General features: G+C 35.8%; 15 protein-coding genes. 12 read left to right on the forward strand and 3 right to left on the reverse strand.

Annotated features, from left to right (window positions below):
- Positions 1-13 precede the first annotated feature (13 nt).
- The 7 genes from uvrA to ABXT67_RS15980 all read left to right on the forward strand — a co-directional run bounded on the left by uvrA (position 14) and on the right by ABXT67_RS15980 (position 11737).
- A complete protein-coding gene (gene uvrA, locus ABXT67_RS15950; protein ID WP_415375020.1) occupies positions 14-2845 on the forward strand; it encodes an excinuclease ABC subunit UvrA in 2832 nt (943 codons plus the stop codon).
- A gap of 36 nt (positions 2846-2881) precedes the next feature.
- Positions 2882-3571: a TIGR00730 family Rossman fold protein gene (locus tag ABXT67_RS15955; RefSeq protein WP_415375021.1), complete on the forward strand. Its 690-nt coding sequence runs from the start codon at positions 2882-2884 to the stop codon at positions 3569-3571.
- Positions 3572-3669: 98 nt separating this feature from the next.
- On the forward strand, positions 3670-4842 hold the full coding sequence (locus tag ABXT67_RS15960) for a T9SS type A sorting domain-containing protein (RefSeq protein WP_415375022.1): 1173 nt from the start codon (positions 3670-3672) through the stop codon (positions 4840-4842).
- Entirely contained in the window at positions 4839-7655 is a 2817-nt protein-coding gene (locus ABXT67_RS15965) for a metalloprotease (RefSeq protein ID WP_415375023.1), read from the forward strand. The genes ABXT67_RS15960 and ABXT67_RS15965 overlap by 4 nt, the downstream gene beginning before the upstream one ends.
- Before the next feature lie 247 nt (positions 7656-7902).
- Complete coding sequence (locus tag ABXT67_RS15970; protein WP_415375024.1) at positions 7903-10317, forward strand: thiamine pyrophosphate-dependent enzyme; 2415 nt, start codon at positions 7903-7905, stop codon at positions 10315-10317.
- 11 nt (positions 10318-10328) lie between these two features.
- Positions 10329-10643, forward strand: coding sequence for a hypothetical protein (locus tag ABXT67_RS15975; RefSeq protein ID WP_415375025.1), 315 nt, complete (start codon positions 10329-10331; stop codon positions 10641-10643).
- A gap of 146 nt (positions 10644-10789) precedes the next feature.
- Positions 10790-11737 carry an alpha/beta fold hydrolase gene (locus ABXT67_RS15980; protein WP_415375026.1) on the forward strand — a complete coding sequence of 316 codons (948 nt, stop codon included), beginning with the start codon at positions 10790-10792 and terminating at the stop codon, positions 11735-11737.
- Here the strand turns inward: ABXT67_RS15980 and ABXT67_RS15985 are convergent.
- Entirely contained in the window at positions 11734-14055 is a 2322-nt protein-coding gene (locus tag ABXT67_RS15985; RefSeq protein WP_415375027.1) for an ATP-dependent helicase, read from the reverse strand. The genes ABXT67_RS15980 and ABXT67_RS15985 overlap by 4 nt on opposite strands.
- Before the next feature lie 799 nt (positions 14056-14854).
- On the opposite strand from ABXT67_RS15985, the gene ABXT67_RS15990 reads away from it, so the two are divergent.
- From ABXT67_RS15990 to ABXT67_RS16010, 5 genes are all read left to right on the forward strand, one after another.
- Positions 14855-15145, forward strand: a complete 291-nt coding sequence (locus tag ABXT67_RS15990; protein WP_415375028.1) for a hypothetical protein — start codon at positions 14855-14857, stop codon at positions 15143-15145.
- Between the two features lie 126 nt (positions 15146-15271).
- A complete protein-coding gene (locus ABXT67_RS15995; RefSeq protein WP_415375029.1) occupies positions 15272-15808 on the forward strand; it encodes an FISUMP domain-containing protein in 537 nt (178 codons plus the stop codon).
- A 262-nt stretch (positions 15809-16070) separates the two neighbouring features.
- Positions 16071-17351 (forward strand): amidohydrolase, encoded by a 1281-nt coding sequence (locus ABXT67_RS16000; RefSeq protein ID WP_415375030.1) that lies wholly within the window; start codon positions 16071-16073, stop codon positions 17349-17351.
- Between the two features lie 88 nt (positions 17352-17439).
- Positions 17440-19050, forward strand: a complete 1611-nt coding sequence (locus ABXT67_RS16005) for an FMN-binding glutamate synthase family protein (RefSeq protein ID WP_415375031.1) — start codon at positions 17440-17442, stop codon at positions 19048-19050.
- 176 nt (positions 19051-19226) lie between these two features.
- Complete coding sequence (locus ABXT67_RS16010; protein ID WP_415375032.1) at positions 19227-19748, forward strand: hypothetical protein; 522 nt, start codon at positions 19227-19229, stop codon at positions 19746-19748.
- Here ABXT67_RS16010 and ABXT67_RS16015 read toward each other — a convergent pair.
- Together ABXT67_RS16015 and ABXT67_RS16020 are read right to left on the reverse strand one after the other, a co-directional pair.
- Positions 19745-20383, reverse strand: a complete 639-nt coding sequence (locus ABXT67_RS16015) for a response regulator (RefSeq protein ID WP_415375033.1) — start codon at positions 20381-20383, stop codon at positions 19745-19747. The two genes, ABXT67_RS16010 and ABXT67_RS16015, sit on opposite strands and share 4 nt — an antisense overlap.
- An 8-nt stretch (positions 20384-20391) precedes the next feature.
- Positions 20392-21165: a sensor histidine kinase gene (locus tag ABXT67_RS16020; RefSeq protein ID WP_415375034.1), complete on the reverse strand. Its 774-nt coding sequence runs from the start codon at positions 21163-21165 to the stop codon at positions 20392-20394.
- Between the last annotated feature and the right edge of the window lie 342 nt (positions 21166-21507).

Raw genomic sequence — 21507 nt, forward strand, 5'->3', positions numbered from 1 at the left:
ACCTTTGCAAACTATGACAAAAAACAACGATGTTATTGAGGTTTTAGGCGCTCGCGTCCACAACTTAAAGAATATTGACGTAACAATTCCACGAGACAAATTGGTAGTAATTACGGGCCTGTCGGGTAGCGGTAAATCTTCGCTCGCTTTTGATACTATTTATGCAGAAGGGCAACGTCGCTATATAGAAACTTTTAGTGCCTATGCACGCCAGTTTTTAGGCAATCTAGAACGTCCCGATGTTGATAAAATTGACGGGCTCTCGCCAGTGATTGCTATTGAACAAAAAACCACGAGTAAAAGTCCGCGCTCCACCGTAGGAACCATTACTGAAATTTATGATTTTTTAAGATTATTCTATGCCCGTGCGAGCGACGCCTATAGCTACAATACGGGAAAGAAAATGGTGAGTTATAGCGATGAGCAAATCAAAGACTTAATTATCGAAGAATTTGATGGTAAAAAAGTGAGCATTCTTGCGCCAATTATTCGTTCAAGAAAAGGACATTACCGCGAACTTTTTGAACAAATTGCAAAACAAGGCTTTTTAAAAGTTCGTGTAGATGGTGAAGTTTTGGATATCGTTTCAGGAATGAAAGTAGATCGCTACAAAACCCACGATATCGAAACCGTTGTGGATAGATTAAAGATTGATAGCACTATTGACAATGATAAAAGATTATCAGAAAGTATTGTGACAGCAATGTATCAAGGTGATGACGTCTTGATGGTATTAGATAATGAAACTAATAAAGCGCGTTATTTTAGCAGGTCTTTAATGTGCCCAGAAAGTGGAATAAGTTATCCTAATCCAGAACCCAATAATTTTTCTTTTAATTCTCCCAAAGGGATGTGCCCCAATTGTAAAGGACTCGGGGAATTATATGAAGTAAACCTCAAAAAGGTGGTTCCTGATGAAAAAATCTCTATAAAAAAAGGAGCATTAGCTCCCCACGGACCTCAAAAAAGCAATTGGATTTTTAAACAGTTAGAGCTTATAGCACATCGATTTAAGTTCAAATTGACAGATCCCTTCTCGAAAATTCCTAAAGAAGCAAAACATTTTATCTTTTACGGCGGAAGTGACAAATTTGATGTAGAATCAAAAACTTTAGGCATTACACGAAACTATAAAATAGAATTTGAAGGCGTTGCCAACTTCTTACAAAACACCTATGATGCAGCTGAAACAACATCGCTAAAAAGGTGGGCAAAAGAATATATGGACAAAATTAAATGTCCAGAATGCGAAGGAAGCAGATTGCGTAAAGAATCATTGTTTTTTAAAGTAAATGAAAAGAACATTGCAGAATTAGCTCACATGGATGTCCTAGAGTTAGCTGCATGGTTTAGAAATTTAGAACAAAATATTTCAGAAACACAACTAAAAATAGCTTCTGAAATTATTAAGGAAGTACGCACACGATTGCAATTTTTAGTGGATGTTGGACTCACGTATTTAGCCTTGGACCGAAGTTCAAAATCACTTTCTGGTGGCGAAGCGCAGCGTATTAGACTGGCTACACAAATAGGCTCTCAGCTTGTTGGAGTCCTTTATATTCTTGATGAGCCTAGCATTGGCCTACATCAACGTGATAATGAAAAACTTATTCATTCCTTGGAATCACTTCGGGATATTGGTAACTCGGTAATCGTAGTAGAGCACGATAAAGATATGATTGAGCATGCAGACTATGTTATAGACATTGGTCCAGCTGCTGGAAAACACGGTGGTGAAATTGTTAGCATAGGAACGCCTAAAGAAATTTTAACGCATAAAACACTCACCGCAGATTATCTCACCGGAAGAAAAGAAATTGAAATTCCAAAAAAACGCCGAGAAGGTAACGGAAACTTTCTTGAGTTAACAGGAGCTACTGGAAACAATCTCAAAAATGTTTCGGTTAAAATTCCAATGGGAATGATGATTGGAGTGACAGGTGTCTCAGGTAGTGGAAAATCTACCTTAATTAATGAAACCCTCTACCCTATTTTAAATGCCTATGTTTATAATGGTGTAAAAGTGCCCATGCCCTATAAAAAAATTAAGGGCTTAGAGTTTCTTGATAAAGTAATTGATATCAATCAATCCCCAATAGGCAGAACTCCGCGTTCAAACCCCGCTACGTATACGGGTGTGTTTTCAGAAATACGAAATCTTTTTGCAAAAGTGCCTGAAGCTATGATTCGAGGATATAAACCGGGGCGTTTTAGTTTTAACGTTTCTGGAGGCAGATGCGAAACGTGCAAAGGTGGCGGACTTCGCGTTATCGAAATGAACTTTTTACCAGACGTATATGTGGAATGTGAAACCTGTCAAGGAAAAAGATTTAATCGTGAAACACTAGAAATCAGGTACAAAGGAAAATCTGTTATTGATATTTTAGAAATGACCATAGAAGAAGCGTGTGACTTTTTTGAACTCATTCCTAAGATTTTCCGTAAATTAAAGACAATACGCGACGTAGGTTTGGGTTATATTACATTAGGACAACAGTCCACGACCCTATCTGGTGGAGAAGCACAACGCATAAAATTAGCAACTGAGCTTTCAAAGAGAGATACTGGAAACACCTTTTACATTCTCGATGAACCAACTACAGGGTTGCATTTTGAAGACATTAGAGTGTTAATGTTAGTATTACAGAAGTTAGTAAACAAAGGGAATACTGTATTAATTATTGAACACAACCTGGACGTAATTAAAACAGTAGACTATATTATTGATATTGGTCCTGAAGGAGGAAAAAAGGGAGGCGCCATTGTTTCAAAAGGCACCCCTGAAGAAATTATAAAAAAGAATAAAGGCTACACCGCAAAGTTTTTGAAGAAAGAACTAAATTGAAAAAAATTAAAAGCCTAATGAAAGACTAAGAAAAACATGCGTAAAGAAGAAAACAGCAAGAACTGGAATGCAGTTAAAACAAACGACTCTTGGGCGATTTTTAAAATCATGGGGGAGTTTGTAAATGGTTATGAAAAAATGAGCCGTATAGGGCCCTGTGTTTCTATTTTTGGTTCTGCGCGAACAAAACCAGATCATAAATACTACAAGCTCGCTGAAAGTATTGCAAAAAAAATTACTGAACACGGCTACGGTGTGATCACTGGTGGTGGGCCAGGAATTATGGAAGCCGGTAATAAGGGAGCGCATTTAGCAGGAGGTACATCCGTAGGCCTTAATATTACCTTGCCTTTTGAGCAGCACGACAATCCATATATAGACAGTGATAAAAGCATCGATTTTGATTACTTTTTTGTTCGGAAAGTAATGTTTGTAAAATACTCTCAGGGTTTTGTTGTAATGCCTGGAGGTTTTGGAACTTTGGATGAATTTTTTGAAGCATTCACATTAATACAAACACGCAAGATTGATAAGTTTCCATTAATACTGGTAGGAACCAAGTTTTGGGGTGGACTCGTTCAATGGATAAAAACTACATTGCTCGAAGAAAATAATAATATTAGTCCTGGTGATTTAGATCTTATGCATGTGGTGGATACTGAAGACGAAGTACTGCACATTCTCGATAATTTTTATAATAAAACAAAACACAGTCCTAATTTCTAACGAATATTAGTCTTCCTCTATCTATGAAAAACTGCGCATTCATACTAGTATCTTTATTCTTAGCAACTACTTGCTTAGGGCAAAGCACTATAAAAACAATGTTCTATAACCTACTAGAGTTTCCTGAAGCATTGCCTGGTGATCGCAGCACGATATTAAAAAACATATTGAACGAATACAATCCAGATATTTTTATGGTTTGTGAATTACAAAATCAAGAAGGAGCAGATTTGGTTTTAGATATAGCACTTAATGATGTTGCCGAAGATTATAACGCAGCGCCATTTATTTTTAATACCTCGAGTGATGCAGAACTAAATCAACTATTGTATTACCGCAAAGGGATGTTTACCTTAGAAGAGACTCAAGTAATACAAACTACCGTTAGAGATATTAACAGGTATCAATTAAAAGTAAGCACAACAGATCAAGAAACAGATCCTATTATTATTCAAGCATATGTTTGCCATTTAAAATCGAGTCAAGGAACCGCCAATCAAAACTTACGATTGGACATGGTAAATCAATTTTTTGCAAATACAGAAACCTTAAACCCCAATGCCTATGTCCTTTTTGCAGGAGATTTTAATGTTTATAGAGCTACTGAACCTGCATACGAAGCGTTGTTAGACACAAGCAATACTATCCCGATGGTAGATCCTATAGACACTCCAGGATCTTGGAACAACAACCCCGATTTTCAAGAGGTACATACTCAAAGCACTCGCATTAGCTCTAGCGGTTTTGGTGCAGGTGCAGGCGGCGGAATGGATGATCGTTTTGATTTTATTTTAATTTCAGAAAATCTAATGACAGAACCTAAACTAAAATATGTTCCTGATACTTATAAATCATTCGGAAATAATGGCAACTGTTATAATAACAATGTGAGTAGTGAAGATTGTATGGGTGAGTTTAGCCAAACGCTTAGAAATAGTATTTACAGCATGAGTGATCATTTACCTGTGGTAATGACCTTTGAAACTAACAAAGAAATTGTGTTGAATACACCAGATTTTCAAACCGAAAATCCATCCATAGAAATCGAAAATACCTTGGCTCAAGAAAATTTAAACCTACGTATTATAGACCCTAACTTATATGGAACAGATTTATTTATATACAATACACTTGGACAAAAAATAAGTTCGTACACACTAACAAGTCAACCACAACAGCAGGTAGGAATTTCGGGATTAGCAGACGGAATTTACTATCTAAAAACCAACCAGTCTTTGTTTGAAACCTTTAAATTTATAAAGACTTTTTGAGAACGATTACACACATACTCTTACTTTGTTTGTTAGCATCAACGACTTTGTTGGCGCAGCATAAAATCACTATTGACGCAACGTTAAACGATGTGGAAGAGACCATTACAATTCAACAAAAAATTGAATATGTAAATACAAGCTCAAAATCTTTAGATACTATTTATTTTAATGACTGGGCAAATAGTTTCAGTAAAAAAACTACCCCGTTAGGGATTCGTTTTGGCGAAAATTTTGACTTCCCTTTTACTTTTGAAAATGATTCAAAAAGAGGAAAAACTACCATCGGGGAAATTAGAAACAATAATGGCTCGCCCTTATCTTGGGAATACGGCACCGCAGTTGACATATTAAAAGTCGCACCTTCCAAAATAATAAAAGCGGGTGAAAGTTTTACTTTTAATCTTAGTTATACAGTCAAAGTTTCTGACGATAGCTTTACACGTTTTGGTGTTGACAATAACGGAAATTACAAATTGCGTTATTGGTATATTTCACCTGCCGTATTCGATGAGGAATGGAAAGCATACAGCAATAAGAATACAGAAGATTTGTATCTCTTACCTTCACAATTCGACATTACATTTAATTATCCTAAAAATTTAATCCTAGACTCAGATTTTGATATCGTTTCTGAAGAAACAATAGGAACAAATAAACGTACTGTTATCAAAGGAATTGACAGAACAAAAGCTTTATTATTTCTTAGTAAAACAATAAAATTTGAGAGTATTGTAACAGATAAAGTCGAAGTTGTTTCGAACATTTACCAACGAAAAGTGAGTTCTCCCATTCGCGCGCTAATGGTGGATCGTGTAACACATTTTTTAAACGAAAAATTGGGTGATTACCCGTTTGATAAAATTATCGTTAGCGATGAAGACAATCGAAACAACCCAGTATACGGTCTCAACCAATTACCCAGCTTCTTAAGCCCCTTCCCTAATGGTTTTGAATACGACCTAGCCCAACTCAAAACAATGAGCCGCAAGTATTTAGAAAACGCTCTAATGCTTCATCCACGAGAGGATTCTTGGCTTATAGGTGCAATGCAAATAAACTTACTCATAGAATATATAAACGAGTACTATCCTAAAATGAAGATATTAGGTAGTTTAAGTGATTTTTGGATTATAAAGTGGACACATATTTCAGACCTAGAATTTAACGATCAATATTCTTTGTTGTATTTAAATATGGCTCGAAACAACATTCACCAGCCATTAGCAACACCTCGAGATTCACTTACTAAATTCAATAAAAACATAGCAAATGACTATTACAGCGCAAAAGGGTTGCAATATTTAAAAGACTTTCTGACTGATACTTCGTTGGATGAGGCTATTAAAGAGTTTTATACTACTTATAAATTAAAGCAGACAACCTCTAACGATTTCAAAAAAATAATTGAAGCTAAGACGTCGTTACCTATAGATTGGTTTTTTGATGAATATGTTCAAAATCGAAGTACCATAGATTTTAAAATTAAAAAAATTGAAAAACGAGGTGATTCTTTAGATGTTACCATCTTAAACAAGCGAAAAAACAAACTCCCAGTTTCAATATATGGTAGCACAAAAAAAGACAGTCTAATTTTTAAGAACTGGGTAATGCCTATTGACAGTATAGGAACCATAACGGTACCTGCGAAAGGGGTTGAAAAATTAGTGCTTAATAAAGAGGGACATATCGCTGAGTTTAACCGCAGAAATAACACAAAAAAAATTGATGGAATTTTAAACCGTCCAATTCAATTTAGGCTTTTTCAAGACGCTCAAGACCCTCGCTACAATCAGTTATTCCTTATGCCCATTTTTGAATTTAATTTATACGATGGGATTACGGCTGGGATGAAATTGTACAACAAAACATTGCTGCCAAAATTTATCCATTATAAATTGGAGCCTCAATACGGTTTCAGATCAAAAAAGATAATTGGTAATGGAAATATACAAGTTACCAATCAATTTGAATCCGGAAAATTATACGCAACGCGTTATGGTTTTAGCGGTAGTTATTTCTCATACGATGAAAACCTCTTTTATAGAAGATTTACACCCTACCTAACATTTTCTTTTAGAGATGAAGATTTACGAAAGAACGAAAAGCAATTCATCAACCTTAGAAGTGTAAATGTATTTAGGGATGAAAACCCAAACGATTCAGATCAAGAACCCAACTACAGTGTTTTTAATGCAAGCTATGTCTATAGCAACCCTAACTTAATTGACTACTATCGCGGTGTTGTAGATTATCAAATATCTGAAAATTTCAGTAAAATTTCGACAACCCTAGACTACCGAAAGCTATTTGTCAATAACAGGCAATTAAATGTGCGCATCTTTGCTGGAGCATTCCTTTTTAATGACACACGAGAAAACGAAGATTTCTTTAGTTTTGCACTCGATAGACCCACTGATTATCTTTTTGACTATAGTTATTATGGTCGAAGTGAAGAAGCAGGGCTTTTTAGTCAACAACTTATTGTAGCCGAGGGTGGTTTTAAATCACAGTTACAACCCGCTTTTGCCAATAACTGGATTACTACCATAGGAGTGAGTACAAATATATGGCGATGGATATTAGCGTATGGTGATGCAGGACTCGTAAATAATACGCAAAGCGGAACAAAGGCCTTGTTTGATTCTGGAATCCGAATTAACTTAGTACAGGATTATTTTGAGTTGTATTTCCCTTTGTATTCTTCTTTAGGCTGGGAACCTGGAATGCCTAATTACGATCAGCGAATTCGTTTTAAAGTCACTTTAAGCCCCAAGACATTATTAAGTTTGTTTACCAGAGAGTGGTATTAAAAAATGCCTTTTTACCATTACATATTCTCATTTTCACGCTTTTTAGCCTGCAACAGATTAGTGTATTTTCAATCAAATCATCATTTGGGTTATTAATTCACATTAGGGTGCTGATTGAAAAAATATTTATTGAGGATACGTTACCTAAATAGCCTTTTTAATAAGATACCACCAAATATTTAGCATTGTTTTGCACGTTCGTTTTGACTACTTTTGCAAAAGCGTAATATCTATAAATCTCATCTCTATGCAAACAAATCCTACGACAAATAAAGATCTCTCTTTTGATGATTTCAAAGCTGAAATTATCAATGACTATACAATAGCGGTTACGAGTAGAGAATGCAGTTTGTTAGGACGTCGTGAAGTACTTACAGGAAAAGCAAAATTTGGGATTTTTGGAGATGGCAAAGAAATACCCCAACTGGCTTGGGCAAAGGCTTTTAAAAATGGAGATTGGCGCAGTGGATATTACCGTGACCAAACGTTTATGATGGCGATTGGCAAATTAACCATTCAACAGTTTTTTGCAGGTTTGTATGGACACACAAGTTTAGAGGAAGATCCAATGAGTGCTGGAAGGCAAATGGGCGGTCATTTTGCAACCCATTCTTTGAACGATGACGGTACTTGGAAAAACTTAACTGAACAAAAAAATAGTAGTGCAGACATCTCTCCAACTGCTGGGCAAATGCCACGATTATTGGGATTGGCACAAGCTTCAAAAGTTTTCAGAAATTTAAAAGGACTGGAAAACAAAACAAACTTTTCAAAAGAAGGAAATGAAGTTGCTTGGGGAACCATAGGAAACGCAAGCACAAGCGAAGGGTTGTTTTGGGAAACGATAAATGCAGCAGGGGTGTTACAAGTACCAATGGTAATGTGTGTTTGGGATGATGAATACGGGATTTCAGTCCATGCAAAACATCAAACTACAAAAGAAAACATCTCTGAAATCTTAAAAGGGTTTCAAAGAACCAACGAAGACAAAGGCTACGAAATTATTATAGTAAACGGCTGGAATTATGTCGAGCTCGTAGAAGCATTTCAAAAAGCAGGCACCATCGCACGCGAAGAGCACGTTCCTGCTCTAATCCACGTTCGTGAATTAACACAACCCCAAGGACACTCTACTTCAGGCTCACATGAGCGCTACAAAAATACAGAAAGACTTCAATGGGAGCGAGCGTTTGATTGTAATGTAAAATTCAGAGAATGGGTCATAGAAAATAATTTTGCGACCAATGATGAATTAGAAGCCATAGAAAAAGACATAAAAAAACAGGTACGCGTTGGTAAAAAAGCGGCTTGGCAAGCATTTTTAGCACCTCAGCAAAAGGAATCCCAGGAAGCGATTACACTTTTAAGTAATTTAGCTGAAAGCTCTCCTAATAAAACCTTTATTGAAAAAATAAAGAATGAACTGGCTGCAGAAAAAGAACCTTTTCGCAGAAGCATAGCAAGTGGAGTTCGAAAAGCACTTAGATATGTGATTTTAGAAACGAGTACCGAAAAAAAACAATTACAAGATTGGATTAATAATTATTTTGAAATCATTCAACCTAAATATTCTTCAAACTTATATTCTGAATCAAATACAAATGCAATTAGCGTTGCCGAAGTGAAACCAGCATATAATAGCAATGCCGAAGATGTAGATGGCCGTGTTATTTTACGGGACAATTTTGACACTATTTTAGGAAATTACCCAGAGACATTAATTTTTGGAGAGGACGTAGGTGCCATTGGTGATGTAAACCAAGGGCTCGAAGGTCTTCAAGAAAAATATGGCGAAATGCGTGTGAGTGACACCGGAATTAGAGAAGCGACAATTTTAGGTCAAGGTATCGGGATGGCAATGCGAGGACTGCGCCCAATTGCAGAAATACAGTACTTGGATTATATCTTGTATGCCTTGCAAATTATGAGTGATGATCTTGTTACCGTGCGTTATAGAACTAACGGTATGCAAAAAGCACCTTTAATTGTTCGCACGCGCGGGCACCGTTTAGAAGGAATCTGGCATAGTGGTTCGCAAATGGGAGGATTGATTCATTTGCTCCGCGGCATGTATATTCTCGTGCCTCGCAACATGACAAAAGCAGCAGGTTTTTATAATACACTTTTAAAAACAGACGAACCGGCTCTTGTAATTGAATGCTTGAATGGCTATCGATTAAAAGAAAAGATGCCCGCTAATTTAGGAGCATTTAGGACCCCAATTGGTGTTATTGAAACCATTAAGGAAGGTAACGACATTACCCTAGTTTCCTACGGAAGTACCTTGCGCATTGTTCAAGAGGCTGCAAAAGAATTACAGCAAGTAGGTATTGATGCTGAAGTAATTGATGTGCAATCTCTACTTCCATTAGACTTAAACCACGACCTAGTTAAAAGTATTAAAAAAACAAACCGATTACTAGTTATTGACGAAGATGTTCCTGGTGGAGCTTCAGCATATATTCTTAAGACCATTGTTGAAGATCAAAACGGCTACCAATACTTGGATAGCAAACCACAAACACTAGCAGCAAAACCGCACCGCCCTGCCTACGGAACTGACGGTGATTACTTTTCAAAACCATCTACTGAAGATGTTTTTGAAAAAGTATATGAAATTATACACGAAGCGAATCCTATAGATTTTCCTAAGTTGAGGTAGCTGTACTTTTAATGAAGAACCTCTTTGCTCTATCCCTGCTTCTTAGTCTCTATTTTTCTAGCCACGCCAAAGGAAATTATAGTATCGCAAACTATCCTAACGAGAAAGCCTCGTTCCTTACTTTTAACCTATTGACCACATTTATATTGGATACAACCAGATATCGAATGGGATATATTCATCCCATAAACAAACAATTGTGTGTGTTACTGGGTGTTGGTTTTGGGTCTGAAGTCACAAATTTTATTGTCACCCAGCAAGACCGCGATGATAGAGATAACCATTCGTTTTTTGAAGTTAGACCTCAAATCTATTCTATTTTGTAAACTACTATATTATGGCTTTTTTTAAAAATATTTCCTACAAATATTAAATAATTGTTAATTTTTAACGTTTATATGCCATTAATCAAGTTTAAGTGTTTTTTTTTAATGTAACTTTGGTTTTTTTATTAAACACAAATAACTACCTCTTGAAATTAATTAATCTCCTTATAATTTATTTACTAGCAGTATCCTGTTCCCCAGATAGTCTCGAAAACTCCACAAATACAAACCAAAAAACGGCTAATCTAGTATTAGGTTTTGAGCAATATTTAAACCTTGAGTCCGAAACCATTTTTGATGTTCCCTATGACTCCCATTCCGAACAAGTGATGGATATTTACTTGCCAGAAGACCGCTCCTTTTCTTACACCAAAGTTTTAGTTTTAGTACACGGAGGAAGCTGGCAATACGGAGACAAAACTAGTTTTACAAACCTTGCTGAAGAATTAAAAGAACGACACCCAAATCACGCTATAGTCAACCTAAATTACAGGCTAGCTGACACAAGTCACGCAGCATTTCCAAATCAATTTATTGACATAAAAAATGCTCTTGAATATTTAGAAAGAGAAGCTGATAATTTAAAGATAAAACCTGAATTTGGCCTTATAGGCGGGAGCTCTGGTGGTCATTTAGCACTATACTACGATTATAAATTTGACACTAACGATGCTGTAAAATTCGTTTGCAGTATGTCTGGACCTACAGATTTCGCAGATTCGTTCTATCAACAAAACCCTAATTTCAATCAACTCATTGAATTATTAATTGATAAAGATGCATACGGAGTAAATAGCAATGGAAGTAGAGAAGATTTTATTCCTGGCAGTGATCTCTCAATTTCTTATTATCTAGATCACCTTAGTCCGCTGTATCACGTAAACTCTCAAAGCAGCCCTACACTTCTATTTCACGGGGATCAAGACGAAATCGTACCTATTGCCAATGCCTATATGTTAAATAAAACACTAACCTACGCCTCTGTCAAAAATAAACTTAATGTGTATACTGGAGACCATAGTGGTTGGATTCTTCCTTTTTACAGAACGCTACTACACTCAGAAATTTCTGATTTTATTCTTAAATTTCTTTAAGAATCTAAAACATTCAACTTAGCAAACCTAAGAAGTAATTTTTTAAGACCTCCGTTTGCAAAGTTAATTTCGGCTTTTGTATCTGCTCCTGCGCCTTCTATCTTGGTGATTTTTCCTTTACCGAAACGAACATGTTCTACCCAAGTTCCAATGTGAAGATTTGCTTTTGCAGCATCAAAGTTTTTTTCAGATGCACTCGTGGCAGGTTTCATTTTACGCAGTTTTCTTATTTGATCTTGTGTGGGTCCACTGGGCGCTTCTCCCGCAGTAGGCTTTCTTAAACGCAGTTTGCTCTTATCTACCTCGTCAAAGATATCAGCATCTAATAGCGGCTTATAACGTTGTTCTGTAATAGGGGTTAAGTACTCTATATAGTTAGCATCTATTTCTTCAATAAAACGGCTAGGTTCTGCATCAATTAACTTCCCCCAACGGTACCTAGATTGCGTATAGGTTAAATAGGCTTGTTTCTCCGCTCTTGTTAATGCAACATAAAACAAACGACGCTCTTCTTCTAGTTCTTCACGGGTACTCATACTCATTCCGCTTGGAAAAAGATCTTCTTCCATTCCTACAACATAAACATATGGAAACTCCAAGCCCTTAGCCAGATGCACGGTCATAAGTGCGACCCTATCATCATCGCCTTTGTCATTATCTAAATCTGTTGCTAGTGCGACATCTTCCATAAATTCTGATAAAGACCCAGTACTATCTGCTAGCTCTCTTTGTTCTTCCACAAAATCGCGCATACCATTCAGTAGCTCTTCAATATTTTCAATGCGAGCAATGCCTTCTGGTGAACCATCCTTTTTTAGCTCGGTGTATAAACCTGTCTTTTTGGTTACATGTTCTGCAATTTGAAACACATCATAATTTTGATTCACTACCTGGAAGCTCTGAATCATCGTTACAAAATTCTGTAGTTTAGTTTGTGTTCCTTTATTGATATTTAATTCTATCTTTTGAAGATGCTGCATTACTTCAAACATAGATCTCCCATAGTGATTTGCAGCAACTGTAAGCCTTTCTATTGTTGTTTGCCCTATTCCGCGCGCAGGATAATTAATGACGCGTTTGAGTGCTTCTTCGTCTTTAGGGTTCAAGATTAACCGCAAATATGACAGCACATCTTTTATTTCTTTTCGTTGATAAAAACTCAATCCGCCGTATATGCGATAGGGAATATCTTTTTTCCGAAGGGCATCTTCCATGGCACGGGATTGTGCATTGGTGCGATACAAAATGGCGAAGTCTCCATTTTGTGCCTTCTCGTTCATTTGCGTTTCGAAAATATTACTTGCCACAAAACGCCCTTCGTCACCATCGGTCATCGTGCGGTTTACTTTTATCTTAACACCCTCGTCGTTGGCAGTCCATACCACCTTATCCAATCTGGTTTTGTTCTTTTCAATAATACTATTAGCGGCGTTTACGATATTTTTTGTGGAGCGATAATTCTGCTCCAAACGGTACACTTTTACATCATCATAATCCTTCTGAAAATTGAGAATATTGTTAATATTAGCCCCTCTAAAAGCATAAATACTCTGGGCATCATCCCCTACTACACAAATATTTTGAAATTTATCACTTAAGGCACGTACGATTAAGTACTGGCTATGATTTGTATCTTGGTACTCATCAACCAAAATATATCTAAAACGGTTTTGATATTTTGCTAACACTTCAGGAAAACGAGTTAAAAGCTCATTGGTTTTTAGCAATAAATCATCAAAGTCCATCGCTCCTGCTTTAAAGCATTTCTCCACATAGCTTTTATAAATTTCTCCCAAACGAGGTATTTTTGCCATCGCATCTGCCTCCATTAACTCTGGATTACTGAAGTATGCTTTTACCGTGATCAAACTGTTTTTATAGGAAGAAATCCGCGAATAGACTTGCTTGTATTTGTAGATCTCTTTGTCGAGTTGCATCTCTTTTATTACAGCTCTAATAACGCTTTGAGAGTCTTGCGTATCGTAGATGGTGAAATTTGAAGGATAGCCCAGCTTATCTGCCTCGTACCTCAATATCTTTGCAAAAACACTGTGGAACGTTCCCATCCAAAGGTTTTTTCCTTCGCTAGCGCCAACGATTTCAGAAATACGTTTTTTCATTTCGCGTGCCGCTTTATTTGTAAACGTAAGCGCTAAAATATTAAAAGGATCAACACCTTTAGACATTAAATACGCAATGCGGAATGTCAACACTCTAGTCTTACCAGATCCTGCTCCAGCAATAACAATCATAGCACCATCTTTTTGAATGGTAGGAGCTAATTGGGCATCATTTAATTGGCTGAGATATTCTTGCAAATTCTTTGAAGTTAAAATTGAAAAATATTTTAAAAATTCAGGGGAAACTGAATTCAAAATTGAACCTGAAAAATAGTCATTTTGAAAGGAAATGTATTGTTGAAAATTCAGAAATTATAAACACTTTCCGTATTTATCAAACAGAGACTGTACATCGTTTTTAATTACGAGCTTTAAATCTTTCATATTATAAATAATTCTATTTTAGATACTAAATACTTGGTGTGACCCATCTATTTATATTGAAGATAGCATCAATATCTTTGATATGTTTTAGTGTAACATTTTTGCATATCTACTGACATATTACCCTATTCTCTGTTAAATACGCTGTTAAAATAGCTTAGACAAATTCGACTAAAAAATTGATATACAGACTTCTGCACTATAAACCAATACATTAAATCATTAAAAAACTATTTTCCAATGTAAAACGAACAGCATGTTTTTTCTTTTACTACATTTTTTTCATAGTTGAGAAACAGGCGTCGGTGTTACTGATGAACAATTAGAAGATCCAAATGACCCAATAGACGATCCTAATGATAATCCCAATAATAGTTCTAGAAGGTTTTCAGACTATATGAGTGAAACTATTATCCCTACACCTAGTGCAGTAAATTTAAACTCCATTTATACAAAGTATGTTAATGCTTCAGGAATAACAGTTTAGGAACCAATGACGTAAGGGACCAAGCATTGATTAACGCTAGTGAAACCATTGAATTTGTGCTAACAGGAATTGGTTCGATAAGGAATAGGTTAATTATGAATGGTAATTATGCCGTTATATTTGAAGATGGTACCTCTTAATGATATTCCAGAGGTAATAGCAAATGGAATTCCTTGTTGTTTTGGAGGTGTTTATAAAGGAGGTACTGCAAATGTCTTGGTGTCTCCAGAACACAGTTTAGTCTGTGACCCTTTTGATGGAAGTATAGTAACATTTGTAGCAGGAAACATATTTATTCACGAGATGGCGCATATGATTGGGTTAGGTGCAATTCGATTATTAGACAGTGGTTTCCAATCTACTATTGTGTCTAGATGTAGTAGCCCTATTTCTAGTGGCTTATGGAGTGACAGCTAGGCGGCTATCAATGACAGAGGATATTTTGCTGAAGATGTAACTATTTGGTATGGAAAAAACTGGATTAATGATCCTATAAGAAATGAAATTAGTACGCGAGGTCAACTTGAAGTGTATGATAACCAATTGCATAATTTAATTGCTTCAAAAATAAATAACCGAACAGATGTTCCCGGTTGTCGAGCATCTATTATTTCGGTCACCACTGCAGATTGTCTAGAAAAAATAGTAGATATAGATGGCAATGTGTATGAAATGGTAAACATTGGTCCTATGCGTTGGATGAAAGAAAATTTACGAACTACACGCCATAAAGACGGTTCTGTTATTTTAGACCTTCCTGATAATACAGACTGGAAAAATACTTCTCAAGGCGCTTGGAGTTTTTATGACAATGATCCTAGTTTAGATATATATGGTAAAATCTATAACACAAGAGCAGCTCAAAACACGGCTGGATTATGCCCCCAAGGATGGCAAGTGCCTTCCATTCAAGAGTTAACAGATTTAACACAATATGGAGGAGGTACTTTTCATATTTCAACAACACCCAATAATGAACAAAAAGTGTATTCTAAATCTATATTTGACAATTCAGATTACATTTTCATTAATCCTCTTGAACAAAATCATGGTGTAAGCTGCAGATGTATGAAAGACTAACGCTACTATTAAGCCAAGTTAATAGGGCTGCAAAAACTAAAATATTATTTTATTGAGAATATCTTGTTTTTATATTTGAAAAGAGTTGTCACAATTTGACAGCTCCTTTTTATCTATAAAAAAGAGCTGGTAAGAATCTAATTTACATTTCAAAGTTGTAATAATTATAATACCTTTAGATTTTTAGAGGTTTATGTCCCAAATAATAATGACACATAAACTTCAAAATCAATCATTATTAATGTCTAATGAGCTCCTATTTATGAAAAAATACATTTTATTGCTACTGCTAACTATCACTGCCTTCTCCGTAAAAGCTCAAATGGATAGTAAAATTCTTAAAGACATAGAAGAGATTGAACCCAAAGTAATAGACTGGCGTCATTATTTTCATGAAAACCCAGAGCTTTCTAACCGTGAATTCAATACCGCTAAAAAAATTGCAGACCATCTTAATAGTCTTGGAATGGAAGTGCAAACAGGTATTGCAATAACTGGAGTTGTAGGATTATTAAAAGGAAATAATCCTGGAAAAGTAGTAGCGCTACGAGCAGATATTGATGGTTTGCCAGTAACCGAAAGAAATGATCTTCCCTTCAAAAGCAAAAAAAAAGACACCTTTTTAGGAGATGAAACTGGTGTGATGCATGCCTGTGGTCACGACACGCACATAGCGATATTAATGGGGGTTGCTGAAGTAATGAGCAAACATAAAGACAAAATAAACGGCACCATAAAATTTATCTTTCAACCCGCAGAAGAAGGTCCGCCACCCGGCGAAGAAGGTGGTGCTAAACTAATGGTAAAAGAAGGTGTATTAGAAAACCCAAAAGTGGACGCTATTTACGGACTGCATATTAATAGTGGAACTCCTGTAGGAACCATTACCCTAAAACCAGAAGGTATTATGGCAGCAGTAGAACGTTTTGTAGTGACTGTTGAAGGAAAACAGACACACGGTTCTGCTCCTTGGAGTGGTGTAGACCCTATTTATATTTCGGCAAAAATTATTGACGGATTTCAATCTATCATTTCAAGAGAATCTAATCTTGTAACTGCTCCTGCAGTAATTACCGTAGGAAAAATAAGTAGTGGAGTTCGTTTTAATATCATTCCAGAAAATGCAGAGTTGATTGGTACGGTAAGAACGCTAAATCAAGAGATGCGAACACATATAATGAAACGCATGAATGAGATGGCAGCAGGAATTGCAGATGCTCATGGAGGAAAAGCAACAATTGAATGGCAAAACAACACGGTAGTTACCTATAATGATCCTGCACTAACAACAAAAGCAATCGCTACACTCAAAAGTGTTGCAGGAGACTCTAAAGTTCTCGATATGAAGGCCGTAACGGGTGGTGAAGATTTTAGCTACTTTCAAGAAAAAGTTCCAGGTGTTTATTTCTTCCTTGGAGGAATGACTCCTGGAAACAAAGAGTCATTTCCGCATCACACACCAGATTTTAAAATTGACGATGCTGGGATGATTTTAGGAGTAAAAGCATTATCGCAGTTGGCTATGGATTATTTGAATGAATAAGTTATTCTCGGCTTTGATCGAACACCGAAAATAGCCGCAGTATATAATAGCAATGTACCCTATCGAAGTCGAGGGAAAACTTTTTTTTATGGAAAACATATTTGAATTTTTAGGAAATATCCCTTGGTGGGCTTGGATTATTACAGTTTTGGTAATCGTATTTTTATATGACGTTCTTCAGAAGAAACATACGATATTGCACAACTTTCCTATTGTTGGGCATTTTAGATATATGCTAGAAAGTATTGGACCAGAATTGCGCCAGTATATTGTAGCTAACAATCGGGAAGAACTTCCTTTTAATCGTATTGAGCGCGGATGGATCTATGCTTCGTCAAAAAATGAAAATAACTATGAAGGGTTTGGTACAGATCGAGACATCTATGCAGCGAACTACATTTTTGTTAAAAATGCAATGATGCCATTTAAGGTTGAAGACAATCACGCCAATCATAAGGACCCTTACTTTTTGGCCTGTGCTAAAGTAATGGGGAAAGGAAGAAGAAAGCGCCCTTTTAGACCTGCGAGTGTTATTAACGTATCTGCTATGAGTTTTGGATCACTTTCTGCACGTGCGGTGGAATCTTTTAATATTGGCTGCAAATTATCACACGCTTATCACAATACCGGAGAAGGAGGACTTTCTCCCTATCATAAGCTAGGTGGCGATGTCATTTTTCATTTTGGAACGGGTTATTTTGGCGTACGCGACAATGATGGGAATTTCTCTATGGAAATGATAAAAGAATTAACATCAAGCAATCCCCAAGTTCGTGCCGTCGAAGTTAAACTTTCACAAGGAGCTAAACCAGGAAAAGGCGGTGTCTTACCAGGGTCAAAAATAACCGCTGAAATTGCCAAAATTAGAAATGTACCTCAAGGAAAAGATGTGCTCTCCCCGCCAACGCACGCTGCATTTAAGGGAGTTGATGGCCTCATAGACTTTGTTGAAGATATCGCAGAAACTACAGGACTACCCGTAGGCATTAAAGCCGCCATTGGGAAATTAGAAGATTGGGAAAAACTCGCTTCAAAAATGGCAGCCACGGGAAAAGGACCAGATTTTATTACTATTGATGGTGGCGAAGGAGGAACGGGTGCTGCACCTCCAAGTTTTGCCGATCACGTCGCCCTACCTTGGGTTTACGGTTTTTCTGCTATCTACCAAATTTTCAAAAAATACAAGCTTAGTGATCGTGTTGTGTTTATTGGAAGCGGGAAATTAGGTTTTCCTGCAAAAGCAGTCATGGCATTTTCGATGGGCGTAGATTGTATAAACGTTGCTCGCGAAGCGATGCTATCCATAGGTTGTATCCAAGCACAACTTTGTCACACAAACGAATGCCCTAGCGGTGTTGCAACCCAAAACAAATGGAAACAGATGGGAATTAATGTTGATGAAAAATCAGTTAGAGCTCATTATTACTTTAAAAATTTCAGAAAAGAACTTTTAGAAATGACCCACGCTGCAGGTTATGAGCATCCTTCTCAATTTACCATGGATGATGTAGAAATTTCTACAGGAGATAAAAACATGATTAATACATTAGCAGATGTGTTTAACTACAACAAAGTAAAGGTGTCTTTTAACGGAACAGATTCTTTACAGTCTTGTCCACATTTAGGTGGAGAATACGAAGTGAAAACAGAAAAGAAAATTGTTAAAAACGCACTTAAAAATGAAGAAGTGAGATACTAGAATAAAAACTCTTAAATCCAAAAATTAAAAAAAATAACTAGATGGCGCCTCTTTTAAGGAGCGTGTTTATATCACTTTTATCGATTAAAATAGCGCTTCTTAACTCTAATTATCAATTTAAACAATAATTTAATCTTAGCATTGTTATCCCCAAATACAAATCATTAAAACACCTTATGGAAATTCAAGCGTTACTCCCCTATTTTGCATCCCTATTATCTGCCATTATCGTTGGCGTTGTTGCTTATCTATTTTTCAAAACACATACAGATAATGAAGAAGGACGTCGTAGATTTTTGATCCACAAAGATGCTCAGAGTAAGGTTTTACCGCTAAGATTACAAGCCTATGAGCGTGTTACACTCTTATTGGAAAGAATAGATCCAAATAGATTATTGATACGCGTTAAGCCAAGAAACAACGATTTAGAAGCCTATGAAAATGATTTGATCCAAAATATTGAAACTGAATATGATCACAATCTAACACAACAAATTTACCTTTCAGCGGAATCTTGGAATGTGATTAAAACTACTAAAAATGCAACGATACAGTTAATTAGACAAACAGCAATGAATGAAAAAATCGATTCAGCAGATAAACTTCGTGAAACCGTTTTAAATCATTTTATGGGAGAAATCACCCCTTCTCAAAAAGCATTGGCATATATAAAGAAGGAAATTTCTGAATTGTATTAAGGTTTAAAATACCCTTCTTTAATTGCAAAAAGCACCAATCCAATTCGGTTTTTTATCTGTAATTTTTCGTAAACTGAATCTCTATACCCTTCAATCGTCTTAGGACTCAAAAACATTTTTTCTGCGATTTCTTTATACGTCATCTCAGTACACGCATGTTCTAAAAAGGTTATTTCTCTCTCCTTGAGCGCTGTACTCTTCGCCGCAGGATGGAGAGAATTTATCAATAAATTAGTAACCGTGTTCGTATGGTAGAAACCTTTATCTATAATCTCCTCCAAGGCATTTTCTAATATATCTTTCTTTGTGTCTTTTAATAAATAACCTCTAGCTCCAGCTCGCAGCATTTTTAAGATAGTAGTCTCGTTTTCTTCCACCGAAAGTGCCAATACTTTAACTTCTGGAAATTGTTGTTTTAGGATTTTGGTCGTTTCAATACCATTTAATATAGGCATATTTACATCCATCAATACTACATCTGGAACAAAGGAAGAATTCTTACATTTGTCTAAAAGTTCCTGACCATTTTTACAGATATAACTAGTTTCAAAATTCTTGAAATCATTCACCAATCCACTTATAGCCTGAGACAACAAAACGTGATCATCAACAACAACAACTGTGTATTTACTCATATTATAAATTATTTTGATGGATAATACTCAATTACTAGCGTAGTACCTGCATCTTTTTTTGAATGAATATTTAATATAGCACCAATAATTTTTGCTCTGTTTTTCATGTTCTGTAAACCAATACCGTCATGATTTCCATCTTCAGTAAAACCGACGCCATTGTCGTGTGCGGTAATTTTAATAAAACTATTAAAAACAATTTCTACATTTAGTTCTGTAGCTTTTGCGTGTTTAATTGTATTTGAAAAAAACTCTTGTAAGATCCTAAACAAGATAATTTCGTATTCAGCATTAATGCTTTGAGCATCTCCTATCGATTTTAAACTTCCTTTAATAACGCCTAGCCTATTAAAACGATCAAGCTCCATTTGCACGGCTTCTGTAATAGATAGGTTTTTTAATATTTCAGGGTTGATAAGTTTTGATAATGCTCTCAACTCGTTTAATCCCGTACCTATCGTTTCCACTACCTCGTCTATGCGTTCAGGGTTTTCCTTTACCGATTGTGCTTGTATTTTTGCAAGCGTAAGTAATTGGCCAATATTGTCGTGCAGCTCCCAACTAATATTTCGCAATGTGTTTTCCCTAATTTCAATTTGAGACTCTGCCAATTCAGTTTCAAAATCTTCTTTTGCCTGTTGTTTTTCTTGAACAAGTGTATTTTTTCGATTTACGAATACTAAAAGTAACACAACAATTACCAAGACAAGTAGTAATGAAACACCTATAATTGTGATTGTGACAATTTCGGTTTCGCTATTAAAAATCCAACTATAAAGCATAAATTCATTATTATTATTAAGGTTCGGTGCAATAAATTATATGACTGTATCAGCTGCAGATTATAAATTCCATTTTTAATAATCTTTATTGGAATATAACCTACAAAAAACAATAAAAAACCTAAACTAATCCAGAACAAAGTATTTGACTTTATAGTTATAACCCTATCAGATTTTAATAGATCTAAATAGTAGAAAACAATCGCAATTATCGAAAATAAACCACCCGTAACATAGGACCAAGTAGTTATTTTTTTGGTGAAATCTATGGTAAACATTGAATATATATACACTACAAAGAAAAAACACAAACAAATACTGATGTATTTTTTAAATTTTGAA

Source organism: Patiriisocius sp. Uisw_017, from assembly GCF_047731265.1.
Taxonomy (GTDB): domain Bacteria; phylum Bacteroidota; class Bacteroidia; order Flavobacteriales; family Flavobacteriaceae; genus Patiriisocius.